The sequence below is a fragment of the Celerinatantimonas yamalensis genome (genome assembly GCF_046054155.1).
GTDB lineage: Bacteria > Pseudomonadota > Gammaproteobacteria > Enterobacterales > Celerinatantimonadaceae > Celerinatantimonas > Celerinatantimonas yamalensis.
The window spans coordinates 137,927-151,955 of the sequence record NZ_JBEQCT010000003.1 but is presented as its reverse complement, the minus strand read 5'-3'; the positions used below and the strand labels follow the sequence as shown (position 1 = coordinate 151,955).

Annotated in this window: 16 protein-coding genes; 3 read left to right on the top strand and 13 right to left on the bottom strand. The window is 43.5% G+C overall.

What is annotated here, in order from left to right; genetic code table 11:
* Nucleotides 1-6: 6 nt before the first annotated feature.
* From tolR to ruvA, 5 genes are all read right to left on the bottom strand, one after another.
* Nucleotides 7-462, bottom strand: a complete 456-nt coding sequence (tolR, locus tag ABUE30_RS08675) for a protein TolR (protein WP_408623358.1) — start codon at nucleotides 460-462, stop codon at nucleotides 7-9.
* Complete coding sequence (tolQ, locus tag ABUE30_RS08670; RefSeq protein WP_408623356.1) at nucleotides 459-1,151, bottom strand: protein TolQ; 693 nt, start codon at nucleotides 1,149-1,151, stop codon at nucleotides 459-461. The genes tolR and tolQ overlap by 4 nt, the downstream gene beginning before the upstream one ends.
* Nucleotides 1,141-1,539 carry a YbgC/FadM family acyl-CoA thioesterase gene (locus ABUE30_RS08665; protein ID WP_408623355.1) on the bottom strand — a complete coding sequence of 133 codons (399 nt, stop codon included), beginning with the start codon at nucleotides 1,537-1,539 and terminating at the stop codon, nucleotides 1,141-1,143. The genes tolQ and ABUE30_RS08665 overlap by 11 nt, the downstream gene beginning before the upstream one ends.
* An 83-nt stretch (nucleotides 1,540-1,622) precedes the next feature.
* Nucleotides 1,623-2,633, bottom strand: coding sequence for a Holliday junction branch migration DNA helicase RuvB (gene ruvB / locus ABUE30_RS08660; RefSeq protein WP_408623353.1), 1,011 nt, complete (start codon nucleotides 2,631-2,633; stop codon nucleotides 1,623-1,625).
* A 15-nt stretch (nucleotides 2,634-2,648) separates the two neighbouring features.
* Nucleotides 2,649-3,275 carry a Holliday junction branch migration protein RuvA gene (ruvA, locus tag ABUE30_RS08655; protein ID WP_408623352.1) on the bottom strand — a complete coding sequence of 209 codons (627 nt, stop codon included), beginning with the start codon at nucleotides 3,273-3,275 and terminating at the stop codon, nucleotides 2,649-2,651.
* Between the two features lie 174 nt (nucleotides 3,276-3,449).
* On the opposite strand from ruvA, the gene ABUE30_RS08650 reads away from it, so the two are divergent.
* Nucleotides 3,450-3,725 (top strand): ComEA family DNA-binding protein, encoded by a 276-nt coding sequence (locus ABUE30_RS08650; protein WP_408623351.1) that lies wholly within the window; start codon nucleotides 3,450-3,452, stop codon nucleotides 3,723-3,725.
* A 106-nt stretch (nucleotides 3,726-3,831) separates the two neighbouring features.
* On the opposite strand, the gene ABUE30_RS08645 is transcribed toward ABUE30_RS08650, so the two are convergent.
* From ABUE30_RS08645 to ABUE30_RS08610, 8 genes are all read right to left on the bottom strand, one after another.
* Nucleotides 3,832-4,815: a DHH family phosphoesterase gene (locus tag ABUE30_RS08645; RefSeq protein WP_408623350.1), complete on the bottom strand. Its 984-nt coding sequence runs from the start codon at nucleotides 4,813-4,815 to the stop codon at nucleotides 3,832-3,834.
* Nucleotides 4,812-5,432, bottom strand: a complete 621-nt coding sequence (cysC, locus tag ABUE30_RS08640) for an adenylyl-sulfate kinase (RefSeq protein ID WP_408623349.1) — start codon at nucleotides 5,430-5,432, stop codon at nucleotides 4,812-4,814. Before cysC ends, ABUE30_RS08645 begins: the two co-directional genes overlap by 4 nt.
* A gap of 13 nt (nucleotides 5,433-5,445) precedes the next feature.
* Nucleotides 5,446-7,176, bottom strand: coding sequence for an SLC13 family permease (locus ABUE30_RS08635; RefSeq protein ID WP_408623348.1), 1,731 nt, complete (start codon nucleotides 7,174-7,176; stop codon nucleotides 5,446-5,448).
* The gene (cysN, locus tag ABUE30_RS08630; RefSeq protein WP_408623347.1) at nucleotides 7,176-8,594 is read right to left on the bottom strand and encodes a sulfate adenylyltransferase subunit CysN; all 1,419 of its coding nucleotides are present in this window, start codon (nucleotides 8,592-8,594) and stop codon (nucleotides 7,176-7,178) included. Before cysN ends, ABUE30_RS08635 begins: the two co-directional genes overlap by 1 nt.
* 54 nt (nucleotides 8,595-8,648) lie before the next feature.
* Entirely contained in the window at nucleotides 8,649-9,569 is a 921-nt protein-coding gene (gene cysD / locus ABUE30_RS08625) for a sulfate adenylyltransferase subunit CysD (protein WP_408623346.1), read from the bottom strand.
* Between the two features lie 394 nt (nucleotides 9,570-9,963).
* Nucleotides 9,964-10,479 carry a transcription/translation regulatory transformer protein RfaH gene (rfaH, locus tag ABUE30_RS08620; protein ID WP_408623345.1) on the bottom strand — a complete coding sequence of 172 codons (516 nt, stop codon included), beginning with the start codon at nucleotides 10,477-10,479 and terminating at the stop codon, nucleotides 9,964-9,966.
* 135 nt (nucleotides 10,480-10,614) lie between these two features.
* Nucleotides 10,615-11,595 carry a hypothetical protein gene (locus ABUE30_RS08615; protein WP_408623344.1) on the bottom strand — a complete coding sequence of 327 codons (981 nt, stop codon included), beginning with the start codon at nucleotides 11,593-11,595 and terminating at the stop codon, nucleotides 10,615-10,617.
* Nucleotides 11,596-11,663: 68 nt separating this feature from the next.
* A complete protein-coding gene (locus ABUE30_RS08610) occupies nucleotides 11,664-12,449 on the bottom strand; it encodes an MlaA family lipoprotein (RefSeq protein ID WP_408623342.1) in 786 nt (261 codons plus the stop codon).
* Between the two features lie 349 nt (nucleotides 12,450-12,798).
* Between ABUE30_RS08610 and ABUE30_RS08605 the strand changes: the two genes are divergently transcribed.
* Complete coding sequence (locus tag ABUE30_RS08605) at nucleotides 12,799-13,719, top strand: hypothetical protein (RefSeq protein ID WP_408623341.1); 921 nt, start codon at nucleotides 12,799-12,801, stop codon at nucleotides 13,717-13,719.
* Nucleotides 13,716-14,021 carry an EscU/YscU/HrcU family type III secretion system export apparatus switch protein gene (locus ABUE30_RS08600; protein WP_408623340.1) on the top strand — a complete coding sequence of 102 codons (306 nt, stop codon included), beginning with the start codon at nucleotides 13,716-13,718 and terminating at the stop codon, nucleotides 14,019-14,021. Before ABUE30_RS08605 ends, ABUE30_RS08600 begins: the two co-directional genes overlap by 4 nt.
* Nucleotides 14,022-14,029 lie beyond the last annotated feature (8 nt).

Here is a 14,029-nt window from a genome sequence, read left to right as displayed (position 1 = left end):
ATCCTGTTACTGATTCTCAGAGGGCTGAGTCATCAACCCTACAGATGGAACGCCTGCTTGCTTACTCAAAAGTTGAAGCAAAGCAATTACTTGGTTGTATTGGACGTGTTTATCACCACGCACTACAACAGGTCGATTTTTATTCAACTGTAATTCGGCTCGAATTCGCACAACCATTTGCTGCGCGCTTAGCTCACTATGCGAGTTCGCGTTACCCGAACCATCATCCAAAAAGTATTGTCCTTGGGCATTAACCGTCGCCACTAAAGGCGGGAGACTATCTTTAGGTAGTGGTTGTGATGAAGCCTGGGGTAGATCAACCTTCACACCTTGGGTAATGAGAGGCGCTGTCACCATGAAGATGATGAGTAACACAAGCATTACATCAATGTAGGGCACGACGTTAATTTCAGCGACAAGCTTGCGCCGTGGACGACGATGATCGGGGATGGCTGTTCTCACGATTCACTCCGAGTTTGGTTATACACTTGACGATGTAAAATGCCGTAAAACTCATCCATGAAATTAGCGTAAAGGTTTTCTAACTTAGTGATCTTAGTACTAAACCGGTTGTAAGCAATCACTGCGGGAATAGCGGCAAACAACCCCATCGCTGTCGCAATAAGAGCCTCAGCGATCCCAGGAGCCACCATCGAAAGAGTGGCTTGCTGTACATCACCTAGTGCGACAAAAGCACTCATAATCCCCCACACTGTACCGAACAATCCAATATAAGGGCTAATTGATCCAATGGTCGCAAGCATGGGTAATTGATTTTCAAGCACCTCAAGCTCTCGTGATAGTGTCACACGCATTGACCGATAGGTGCTCTCCATCACGGCGTCAGGAGTACGCTGATTGCCTTTCAGCATGCGCACATATTCCTTAAAACCGCTATGAAAAATAAGTTCCATGCCCACTAGTGATTCAGAGCGCGCGCCACATTCCTGATAGAGTTTATTCAGATCACCGCCTGACCAAAAGCGATTTTCGAAACGTTTAGCGGATGCCTGCGAATTGTTGAGCACTTTTCTGCGATTGAGCATCATTGCCCATGACATCACCGACATTGACAACAATATCAGCATCACAAGCTTAACCAAAATGCTGGCTTGTACGAATAAAGCGATGATTGAAATTTCAGAGTGCACGCTGGAAAACCTCTTTGATTGAATTAGGAATGGCTTTAGGTTTCATGGTGGTTGGATCAATGGCTGCAATCATGACATGGGCACTGGCAATGAGGCACCCATTTTGATTATGAATTTTTTGATCAAAAGAAAATCCTACTCGTCGCAACGACTCAATCTCAGTAGTAACCGTCAAGATTTCATTAAAACGCGCTGGGTGATGATACTTAATCGTCAACTCAGATGCGACGAACGACACCCCTTGCAGCATCAATTCATCTTGTTCAAAACCATAGTCTCTGAGCAGTTCGCTGCGACCACGCTCCATATATTTCAAATGGTTAGTATGGTAGACAATGCCACCAGCATCTGTATCTTCGTAGTAGATTCTTACCTTAATCTGTGCCATCTGATTACACAAATACCTTTCACGACAAACATAAGGCCATACTATAACTGAATCAGTGTTTTTTGTAAGGATAGGGAAAGTACTTATTTTAAATCAGGTTTCACTTTGCCAAAATGCATAAATGCACGATCTGTCGCCATTCGTCCTCGCGGGGTGCGTTGTAAGTATCCTTGTTGGATCAAAAAAGGCTCAAGCACATCCTCAATCGTCTCTTTATCTTCACCAATTGCTGCCGCTAAGTTATCTAACCCAACCGGCCCACCGTCAAACCGCTCTATCATAGCAATTAACAGCTTGCTGTCCATATAGTCAAACCCCGCTTCATCAACATTTAACATCGCTAATGCTTGCGACGCAATGTCACTATTCACGTGGCCATCCGATCGGACATCGGCAAAATCCCGGACTCGGCGCAGCAAACGATTGGCAATCCTTGGTGTACCTCGCGAACGGCGCGCGATCTCATGAGCACCATCATCACTCATCGACATATTTAAATAATAAGCACTACGTGTCACGATTTGGGTTAAGTCCTCGGTATTATAAAATTCGAGTCGCTGAACAATACCAAATCGATCGCGAAGCGGTGATGTTAACATGCCTGCTCGGGTCGTTGCGCCAATCAAAGTAAAGGGAGGTAAATCAAGTTTAATCGAACGCGCAGCCGGCCCCTCACCGATCATGATATCCAACTGATAATCTTCCATCGCTGGATACAAGATCTCTTCTACAACGGCACTTAAACGATGAATTTCATCGATAAACAATACATCACCGGGTTCGAGATTGGTCAATAGCGCAGCCAAATCCCCTGCCTTTTCAAGCACTGGCCCTGAAGTGGTTTTAATGTTCACGCCCATTTCGTTGGCCACAATATTCGCCAGCGTGGTTTTACCTAGTCCTGGAGGGCCAAATATCAGCAGATGATCCAGTGCATCACTGCGCCGGCGAGCTGCCTCAATAAAAATTTCCAACTGTTCGCAGACAACCTGTTGCCCAGTGTAATCTGCAAGTGTTTTGGGGCGCATCGCTCGGTCGACTTGCTCATCTTCATTTTGGGCCGTCGCACTAATCAGTCGGTCTGATTCAATCATCCTCAGGCGCTCCTTTTAAGCAACCATACTTTTAAGCGCAGCTCGAATAAGTGCTTCGCTGCTTTGGCCATCGGTTGCTAGTTTACTGATGATTTTCTCAGCCATTAACTGTTTATAACCAAGAGAAACTAACGCCGCAATGGCTTCTTCTTTAGGATCAGTTGTCTCAGGGATTTGCCCATAATCGGGATTGAGTAATGCTGATTCAGTAAGCAAATGGTTCGGTTCATTCACCGTCCATGCCTTAAGTCGGTCTTTCATCTCGACCAAAAGCCGCTCTGCCGTTTTTTTGCCAACACCCGGCACTTTGGTTAACCGTGAAATATCGTCTTGAGTGATCGCTTGAATAAATTCATGGGTATTTAGTCCAGAAAGAATTGCCAAAGCGACTTTTGGGCCAATCCCATTCACTTTGATCAGTTCACGAAACAAGCGACGCGATGCATCATCATGAAAACCATACAGTAATTGGGCATCTTCTCGCACCACAAAATGGGTGATCAAAGTGACTGTTTGACCAATTTCAGGCAATTGATAAAAGCAGCTCATTGGTAACTGGAGTTCATACCCCACCCCGGCTACATCAACCAATACAAAAGGAGGTTGTTTTTCTTCTAAGATGCCGCGCAGTCTTCCTATCACGTTCTTGACTCGTTCTAACTCAACTGAAGTGAGTAGCTTAAACGGACACTGGATTAATATCCAGTAATTCGCAGAGCTTTCTCTTTGGAAGTTGTCATCGCCTTTTATTAATGATAGATTTATTAATAAAAATTAAGACGATTTATTCACATCTATCCACAAGGACTCGTAGTTATGAAACTTAAAACTATTCTTAACACATTTAGTGCTATCGCTCTAGCATTCAGCTTAAATGTAATACCGGCACAAGCAGCAACGCCAATCAATATTAACCAAGCGAATGCGACTGAACTGACTCAGCTTTCAGGCGTTGGCCCGGCTAAAGCGAAAGCGATTATTGCTTATCGGAAATCACATGGCGCATTTAAAAACGTTGCTGAATTAACTCAAGTTAAAGGCATTGGACCGAAACTAATTGAACATGATCAAGATCAGATTCGGGTCAAATAGCTTAATCTAGACTTAGATTTTTAAAATAGATTCAGTGAAGTATGAGTGGCAACTTACTCATAACCTTAAGGTAACTGCAAGCTGTCACTCATGTCATTCTCAACGCTTAGTGAGTTTGTGATTGGGCCATTGATTGATAAAATTGATTCAATTTTTGCCAAAACTGACCAATATCGGCAAGTGGCAATTGATTGATACCAGCTGCTGCTGAACGTCCCCCTCCGTTCGGGAATTGACTACAGATCACATCAGCCCCTTGGCGATTATTGACCGGTGCTCGCACGCTAATCGTACAAGTACCATCACCATTATCAGTGACTACCGCATGCGCCCGACCAACTACGCTATTTGCCAGCTCATTACTATAGACACCACTCACTCGCCGACTCCAACGCTCCGCAGGAAGTTGATATAATGCCGCATATTCACTTTGATAATGCGGCTGAATCATCTGCGTTTTATTCATATCTTCATGATAAGTTCGCTGCAGTTGAGTGAATATCGATTCTGATCGCATCATTAGCTCAAATGGATCACGAAAATTGAGCAGCTGACGAAATAAGAGCGCCGGATGAATATGCAGATCATCAAGATGCTGACCATAACCGTTGTAATTGAGTAAAATACCCAGTTCACGCAGCTGCCCTATTTGCGCATCACTCAGGCCTTGCTGACTGGCTAATTGCAATGCAGTTTCAGTAAGATTGTCACCAAAGGCAGCCGCAATCGCCCAAGTGCGAAAAGCACCTTCAAGATAGCTGTCCATTAGCGTACTAGTGCATTGCGTTGCAACTTGATCGATACGAGTCACCAAGTTAGGATGTTGCGGGATTGAGCCGCTTTGGTGATGATCAACATAAAAAACGCTGGCACCTTGCTCAAGCATCCGAACTAAAGCGTCATGATTACGCTGGAGCGAGATATCTAATACTGTCACTCGATCGCCCGGCTTTACCAAAACTCGTTCCAGCAATTGAATGTCTCGTTTGACGCCAGTGATTAACTGACTGTCACAAGGCTTAGCTAAGCGAAGTTGTAATAAGGCAATGATCCCATCAGCATCCCCATTGAAGACATCAATATTCCTCATAAGCAGCTCATAGACGTTATGATTTTTCGCTTAAACAATGTCTGAATGACTTGATTAGTACATTGTTCTACTGATAATTGCTCTGTCGCTAGGTGGATATCGGCATCAATTGGCGCTTGGTACGTTGAATCAATCCCGGTGAAATGCTTAATTTCACCGGCCCGTGCCTTACGATATAATCCCTTTGGATCGCGAGCCTCACACACAGCTAATGGCGTATCGATGAAAATTTCAATAAATCGCGTTTCACCAACCAGCTGTTTGGCCTGTGCCCTGTCAGTCATAAAAGGACTTATAAACGCGGTGCTAACCACAAGCCCAGCATCAACCATCAGTTTTGCAACTTCGCTGATCCGGCGAATATTTTCAACGCGATCTTGATCGCTAAATTCTAGATCACCGTTTAAACCATGGCGCACATTATCACCATCTAGCACATAGCTGTGTATGCCAAGCTCATAAAGCTTGCGATCAACGGCATTGGCAATAGTTGATTTGCCAGAACCGCTTAACCCGGTATACCAGAGCAATACGCTTTGATGGCCATTTAATTCATTACGCTCCGGTTGACTCACTGCGCACTGATGCCAAACTACATCTTGACTGACTTGTTGCACCTTGCTAACCCCTTTACTGAAATACCACTGGAACTAACGTAATCACCACCGTAGCATAAACAACTGCCAACGGCCCTCCCACCTTCATAAAATCAGACAACCGATATTGCCCAGCATTGTAGACCATTAAATTAGTTTGATAACCATAGGGGCTGATAAAGCTAGCACTAGCGGCATAAGCGACCACCATAAGTGGCCCGATTGGATTGACACCAGCCGCTTGGGCGACGCCCCAAGCCAGCGGAAAAACTAGCGCCGCGGCAGCATTATTGGTGACTAATTCAGTGAGAAGCCACGTAATACCATACAACATTGCGATCAAAAAAATTCCATATCCTCCTTTTGCCAAGGGAATGAGTAGATGGATCAATTGGGTCGCTAATCCACTATTTTCTAGCGCTTGCGATAACAATAAAGCGGCGGCAACAATCAACCATAATTCTCGTGGAAAACGCCGAATCAATTCATTAACGGTCAAACAGCCACTAAAAACTAATAACCCCAGTAGCAATAACATCCCTTTTAATAAAGGCAATACGCCTGTCGCGGATAGCGCAATTGCTAATACAAAACCACCAACGGCTAACCATTCGCGCCGACCACTGAGATGGCGTGAAATAGCCACCCCACTGAGATGAATAAAATTTTTTGCTAGATTATCACGCAACGCAAAATCAGGACCAACAGCCAGAACCAAAAAATCGCCGCTTTGTAAAATGACATCTCCAAGTTTTCCTGAAACAGGCGCCCCATCGCGGCGAATAGCTACTACAGCGGCATCAAATCGAGAACGAAATTGAATTGATTTCAGTGTTTTACCAATCAGAATACTGTCTGGGCGGATGACTACCTCAGTCAAATTTGAACCTAACAAACCATTGCTATCAGCAAAGGTATTCAGCCCTGAGAACTGTTGGAGCTGGCTAACTTTGGCCACATCACCACTGAAAATTAAGCGATCACCCGCCTCAATAATTTGACTGGGGTGCACGGGGCTCACCAAGCGTTTCTCACGCACCAATTCTGCAACAAAAAGCGACTCTAAGTGTCGCAAGCCATTGGCTTCAATCGTTTTACCAACCAAAGGTGAATGTGTTTCGACTTGCGTATCAATTAAATAATGCTTATACAATTCAGGCTCACTGGCGCGCGCGGGTAACCAGCGCATCGACAACCAGAGTGTGACACCACAAGTGAAAACTAAAACCGTTCCTATCAAGGTGAAATCAAAAAAATGTAAACCTGCCCCGCCCACACTGCGATACATACTACTGACAATAAGATTGGTCGAGGTGCCCACTAATGTTAAGGTTCCACCTAATATGGCGGCATATGACAAAGGTAGCAGTAGCTTACTTGGCGCATGGTAGGGGTTGTTACGCACAGGAGCTAAAAGTGATGCAACCACAGCTGTGTTATTTAAAAATGCTGAAGCGCTGGCCACGAGGACATACAGACGGAAACTGCTGGTCCCAAACGAAGGTCGTAGAATAAACGTCGCCAAGACTCTAAGCAATCGTGTTTTTTCTAATGCCAATGAGCACAATACCAATAGCATCAAGGTGATAAGACCAGGATTACTTAGACTCGCCAATAACTGTTGCGTGCTGACTAAATTAGCCGCATATAGAACTAATAGAACAACAGCAAAAACAGCGGCAGGACGGCGTTGGTAGCAAATAAGTGCAGTCAAGGTAGTAGCAAAAATCACGAGTACCGTTATCGCCGCCCATGAAAGGTGCATTATTTTAGACTCGACAGGTCAACCGCTTGCCAATGCGGAAAATGTTTACGAATAAGCGCATTGAGCTCTATTTCAAAGGCACTAAACTCTCCTGTAGATGTTTGTTGCTTCGATAACCCTTTCCCTTGGATCATGCCAGCACCAACGGTGGCATTACTCAATCGATCAATGATAATAAACGAGCCAGTATCACGAGCTATATCATAATGGTCAAACACCACGCTCTGATCAAATTGAACACTCACCTGACCTATTTCATTGAGCGCTAACTTGTCAGCAGATTGCTGTTCAAGCGTGTTGACATCGATACGCGATACAATCTCACTGATGCGTCCCGATGTTGTCTTGCTTGCGAGTTTAAAATCGTAGACTTTTCCTGCAACTAGCGCTGTTTCATCCATCCAGACAACATGAGCCACGATGCTATCACCAATCTCAGCTAGCGCATCAGGATGCACAAGCATATCACCGCGACTAACATCAATCTCTTTATCAAGCGTTAGGGTCACAGCCATCGGGGCAAAAGCGACAGCCAGATCGCCATCAAATGTTACAATTTGCTTCACCGTTGCCTGTTGTCCTGAAGGTAACACGCAAATCGGATCACCTATCGCAATCCGACCACTGGTAATCGTGCCAGAAAATCCACGGAAATCTAGATTAGGACGATTCACATATTGCACCGGAAAGCGAAAATCAGCTCGAGCATTAGTTGCTGCAATGGGCGTACTTTCTAACAGTGTCATTAACGTTTGGCCTTGATACCAAGGCATCCGCTCACTAACATTCACCACATTATCGCCATTTAACGCTGAAATTGGCACAAATTGAATCGTTTCAATTTTTAGTTTTTTGGCAAATTCGCGGTAATTTGCTTCAATATCCTGATAACGAAGCTTATCAAAGCCAACAAGATCCATTTTGTTCACTGCGACAATCACTTGCTTAATGCCTAACTCCGAGACAATAAAACTATGACGACGCGTTTGTACTTGCACCCCATAGCGGGCATCAATCATAACTACAGCAAGCTCACAGTTAGAAGCGCCGGTTGCCATATTGCGCGTATATTGTTCATGTCCTGGGGTATCGGCAATGATAAATTTACGCTTATCGGTAGAAAAATAGCGATATGCAACATCAATAGTAATTCCCTGTTCGCGCTCTGACTGTAGTCCATCAACTAATAGGGCTAAATCAAATTCGCCATCAGTGGTATTAAATCGTTTTGAATCCTGCTTAATTGCAGCAAGTTGATCCTCAAAAATCATCTTAGAATCATGTAACAGACGACCAATTAAGGTACTTTTACCATCATCAACACTGCCACAGGTTAAAAAACGCAATAACTGTTTTTGTTCATGTTGTTTTAAATAGCTTTCAATATCATCGTCGATCAATGCCGATTGATGCACCATAATCATCCCCTCTTGTAAAAACCATTCACTACACAGATTTCAAAATTTAAGATATTAGAAATAGCCTTCCATCTTCTTTTTTTCCATGGAACCTGTGCTATCGCGATCAATGACTCGTCCTTGACGCTCGGATGTTTTAGTGAGTAGCATCTCTTGAATTATGTCAGGTAGCGTTATGGCGGATGATTCAACAGCCCCCGTTAACGGGTAACAACCAAGGGTTCGAAAACGTACCATCTTATATTGGATTTCATCAGGCTCAACTGGCATTCGGTCATCATCAACCATAATAAGAGAGCCATCACGTTCGACAACAGGGCGTACAGCAGCTTTGTATAAGGGAACAATCTCAATATTTTCTAAATAGATGTATTGCCAGATATCGAGCTCAGTCCAGTTAGATAATGGGAAAACTCGAATGCTTTCGCCGCGATTAACGCGAGCATTGTAGGTATTCCAAAGTTCTGGACGCTGATTTTTGGGATCCCAGCGATGATTCTTATCCCGAAATGAATAAACGCGTTCCTTGGCCCGTGATTTTTCCTCATCGCGACGAGCTCCACCAAATGCGGCGTCAAATTGATATTTATCTAGTGCCTGTTTAAGAGCTTGTGTCTTCATAACATCTGTATGCTTTGCACTGCCAAAGGTAAAGGGATTCATTCCCATTGCTATGCCTTCAGGATTTTTATACACCAGCAACTTAAATCCGAGCTCTTTCGCCATCCGGTCGCGAAATTCAATCATCTCTTTAAACTTCCAGTTGGTATCGACATGCAACAACGGAAATGGGATTTTCCCAGGATAAAAAGCTTTACGCGCAAGATGCAACATCACCGCTGAATCTTTGCCAATGGAATAGAGCATAACCGGATTATCAAACTCAGCCGCAACTTCTCGAATAATGTGAATGCTTTCAGCTTCTAATGTTTTTAAGTGTGTCAGATGTTCATCTGGCACCAAGGGACTGCCCATATTCGCTCCTCTCACTCCTGCAACGGATCATGCTCATCCGTTTTCGGCATACAATAATTATATGCTCATTATTGGACAACTTAGATAGCGTTCTCTATCAACGAGAACGAACCATCAACATCGCCCTATTAATGCTCTGTGTGAAAAAAGTATACAGGAATCGTTATTCCTATGCGGCTAGCTAATTGCCTATGCTTAGAACAATTAGGCATATTTTAGTAAAAGAATTTTTATAGCATTTAGTAGGGATATTTGAAAACTAGACATCTATGAATAGCTTATGAGCCAAAATCCAAAGATGATAAAAGAAAGTCAAGCAGGAGTAGCCAGATAAGGCCTATTCGGCTGGCAACTAATTGGTGTTTACTAACAATATTGAAGAGCACACAGACATTCAGAACTGGAATGCTTTATTAGCAAAAGAGACAGCAATAGGCTCTTTTTGAATCAATGTAATCAGCAACATCGAACGCTCTAACCCATCCGCTTTTTGATAGATAGCTTCAAGCCCTTGATAGGGCCCTTCTGTGATCGCGACTTTATCGCCACAAAGAGGGAGATGACAAACCTTTTCGCTAGCAAACTGATTCAGTTCAGGCGTATCCGAGAGCGCCATTAATTCAAAGACCAATTCTTTGGGCACTTGAACAGGCTGATTTCCCATCCGCACAAAATCAGATATCCCACGAGTTGAGCGGATAGTGGTATAGCTCACATGAGACTTTTTTTCGACAAACAAATAATTGGGGAAAACAGGCTCTGTCAGAATAGTACGTTTACCTCGCACTATTTTCTCATATGAAAAAAGCGGGAAAAAACTCACAACATTTTGATTGGCTAAATGAGTTAATGCTCGCTGCTCATTTCTCGCTTTACAATAAACCAGATGCCAAGGAGAAGACTGACTCATAATAACCCTGTAAAAAAAACTTATCGCCCTTTTATAGAGAACCAACTGTACAAAGTCAACACCCGCCTGCTTTATGATAGAGCAATCGACACCAAATTGATGAGTTTATTGTCATTTATCATAGAGAATGGATATTTATGGGACCATCAAAGGCAGGAGTTTTAAGCTCAAACGATCGCCGGTTGGATTCGAAAAGGACAAATAAAGACCTTGAGGTTCTAATGGTAAAATACGCTGCGAGTAGCCCGCTCCAGTCAACACGCCCAAACCAATCCCCACATCGTTAAACGGCTCTCCAATATTCAGTAAGCCTGCATTCACCACATGCACGGTTTGCTGGCCCAATATGCCGTAAAACATACCAATAGGGAACTTCAACCCTGCATCGATAATCATTTGGTTAAGCTGTGCCACCAATTGTTCTGGGTCTATGGATAGCGAGTCTCCATCTTGTGTATAACTACGCCAAGCCTCTTGCAACAATGAATGTAAGATGACTGCAGCAATTGATATCTCGCGCCCCAATAGACCAAAATCAATGACAGCAACTGCAATATGTTCATCATCGAGTGCGCTCACCATTGGCAAAATAGTCTTACCGGTGAGCTGATAGATATAAAGATAATTGCCAACCAAAGTACCAGAATCGGGAAGCATCTGAGCCATTAGTTGGCTGGCTGCAATGTCATTTTCGCGCAGAAATTCAAAATGCTGGCGTAATTCAGCGCGCTGGCAATCCTCTTCAATAAGAGGTTGCTGCTGGATATTACTTAGTATAATATCAATAAAAGAATTGAACTCACAGCCAGTCTTAATAATGCAATCACTGGCGCCTAAACGTAGCGCTTGGCGAATAATATCCATAGAGCCATAAGGCACTAAGGCAATACAAGCCCATGGCCCTTGCCCCAATCGGATTAACATATCAAGGCCATCACCATTTGCACCAATCGCAGCAAAAACGACGTCTGGGTGAAAATGTATACACGCATTATCAACTTGATATCCGTCTGTTATTAACAATACAGACGCACTTTGGCGCGATAGAAATGTTTCTAACTGTCGTCCAAAAACATTATCACTATCAATGACTAAGACACGAACACTATCTAACATCGATCATTATCATAGTTAATTTTAACTGTCGCCATAATGGATACTCTCAAGTGATCACGAACAAACGCTTAATTTGGCTCAATTTCATTAAGATACTTACTCATGTCTATATTTTGACTTTTTTGCGCAGGCGGATGGCCATCATAATAGCGATAGCGTCGATACTGCAAATAAGCATTTTTAACAAAAGTATAGGGGTCTAATGCACTATCAACTAACCCTTCTTGATCAACTACAGAAGCTCGGCGATTAACACCATCTAAGGTCCAACGCACTGCTTTTTCAATCAAATTCATTTGTGCCATAGGAAAATAGAATTGGTCCACAACATCACCGGTAAGTTGTCGAGGCGTTGAGGGTCCTGCCACTGGCAACATCAAAAATGGTCCATCGCCCACCCCATAGTGACCCAAGACATCACTAAAATCGCTGAGATTACGATCAACACCAGCACGTCCCATCACATCGATAAAACCAAACATCCCAAGTGTTGTATTGAATATAAATCGCGTTAAATTATGAACAGCCGCTTGAAATTTAAACTGCAATAAATTATCAAACATACTGGCAGGTTCTTCTAAATTGCGCATAAAGTTATTAATACTGTGGCGACCGCCCGAAGGGATTGATTTAACATAACGGTGCACAATGGGACGATAAATCGGTTTATCCAGATAATTATAATCAAAATTCCACATAGCTCGGTTAAAGGACTCAAGCGGATCGCCTTTTGATTCTGGCTCGATGTTATTTTGAGGTTGTTGATTAGTTTGCTGCGTCAACTTAGGGGCCGGCTGGGATTTTGTGTCAGGCATCTGTGAGGAATGGCTGGCACAACCTGATAAAGCTAACACCAAGCAAATCATTAGCCCTAAATATATTTCTATTTTCCTTGTCACCATTACTACCCTTATTCGCAAAAAGATACTACGCAGCGACTGGCCGCCTAAGCCATAACCACTTGCGCCCTCATTGCCTGTTAATGTTATGAGAAATAGATAGCGTCAAAGCAATATGCCGCGCTCTAATCATATATATACAAAGGGTACATTATATATGATTTTGCTAACCTATAGCGACCCCTTCGAAACAAAACACATCGTATCAACACGCTTGCTATTTAACATAGATGTTGAAACAATCTTCCTACAATGAGGATAACAGTATTAAAGCCGCAACTTGTCATCATTTGGGAGCTAACGGATGAAAATCACACCAGCAGTGACGCCACCAGCACCGCCCATTGCAACGGTTCCACCGATGACTAAAGCGGGCACACTACCTGATGTAGCCAATCCATCGAGCCAAAACAACTCACTCTCAATAATATCACTACTCAGCACGTTTTTAGATCAATCCATTTCACTAACGACACTATCTAACACACAACAAGCCCCGCTTAGCGCAGGGATCGTACAGCAATTGCTTAATTTGTTTAAAACATGGGAAAAACAACTCTCAGCACCACAAATTAAAACGCTACTAAATCAATTTCTGCAATTTAAACCGCTTGATCAAACACAACCAACACCCCTAGCCACACCTTTAAACCAACTATTGAGCGCTTTCATAGCCGCTAGGCTCTCCCCTAAAGCCGCCGAGCAGCTCAAAGCGCAGTTTAAACTGCAAGATGCACTTATCAAAGAGTTGGCACCAGGTTCTGTTCAACACAAAGCAGTCGGTGAACTTCTCAAACACCTCAATGGTCAGACCCTCGCCGCACAACTGGCCTCACACGATGGCAAACAGCAGCTTAACGTGCCTCTATTTATTCATCTGCCCATACCCATCGATCAACAACTACGTCGGGTTGAAGCACGCATCAGTAAAGAATCTCATCATAATGAAACATCGCGTGATTGTTGGCATTTAAAAATGCTACTACCTGTTGGTGAAAACACACATGTTTTAGCGGATATTCGACTAGAATTTGAGCAACCCGCACAAATTCAGTTCTACTGCCCAGACCACTACTGGTTGAGCCAAGTCCAACACCACACACAAGCGCTACAACAGCGTCTAGCCGAGTTGGGGATCCCACCACTGCAATTAAATAGCCAATTGGGACACATTCCTACGACCTTATTACCTAAGCACAAAGGGCAATTGGATATCAAAGTATGAAAGAGAACAAAGGCAAAGCCGCTGTTGCACTACGTTATGACGGTAAAGATGCTCCTAAAGTGGTTAGTAAAGGATATAATGAGCTCGCCGATGAAATCATTGCGGCGGCTAAAGAGGCTGGGATCATGATTTATGAAGATCAGCAGCTGTTAGCCATACTTGAACAGTTGAGTCTAGATGAACAAATCCCCGAAGTACTCTACGTTATCATCGCTGAATTAATCAGCTTTTCCTATCTATTACAAGGAAAATTCCCTGAACACTGGGACAACCACCATCAGCGAATCGATGATAACGTATAACTTAAAGA

Bases quoted from the DNA above. Each gene is read 5' to 3' on its own strand.
- rfaH (WP_408623345.1), bottom strand. From the start codon at position 10,479: ATGAGTCAGTCTTCTCCTTGGCATCTGGTTTATTGTAAAGCGAGAAAT.
- ABUE30_RS08665 (WP_408623355.1), bottom strand. From the start codon at position 1,539: ATGGCACAGATTAAGGTAAGAATCTACTACGAAGATACAGATGCTGGT.
- ABUE30_RS08650 (WP_408623351.1), top strand. From the start codon at position 3,450: ATGAAACTTAAAACTATTCTTAACACATTTAGTGCTATCGCTCTAGCA.
- cysN (WP_408623347.1), bottom strand. From the start codon at position 8,594: ATGGTGCATCAATCGGCATTGATCGACGATGATATTGAAAGCTATTTA.
- ABUE30_RS08615 (WP_408623344.1), bottom strand. From the start codon at position 11,595: ATGTTAGATAGTGTTCGTGTCTTAGTCATTGATAGTGATAATGTTTTT.
- ABUE30_RS08635 (WP_408623348.1), bottom strand. From the start codon at position 7,176: ATGCACCTTTCATGGGCGGCGATAACGGTACTCGTGATTTTTGCTACT.
- ABUE30_RS08600 (WP_408623340.1), top strand. From the start codon at position 13,716: ATGAAAGAGAACAAAGGCAAAGCCGCTGTTGCACTACGTTATGACGGT.
- ABUE30_RS08645 (WP_408623350.1), bottom strand. From the start codon at position 4,815: ATGAGGAATATTGATGTCTTCAATGGGGATGCTGATGGGATCATTGCC.
- cysD (WP_408623346.1), bottom strand. From the start codon at position 9,569: ATGGGCAGTCCCTTGGTGCCAGATGAACATCTGACACACTTAAAAACA.
- ABUE30_RS08605 (WP_408623341.1), top strand. From the start codon at position 12,799: ATGAAAATCACACCAGCAGTGACGCCACCAGCACCGCCCATTGCAACG.
- ruvB (WP_408623353.1), bottom strand. From the start codon at position 2,633: ATGATTGAATCAGACCGACTGATTAGTGCGACGGCCCAAAATGAAGAT.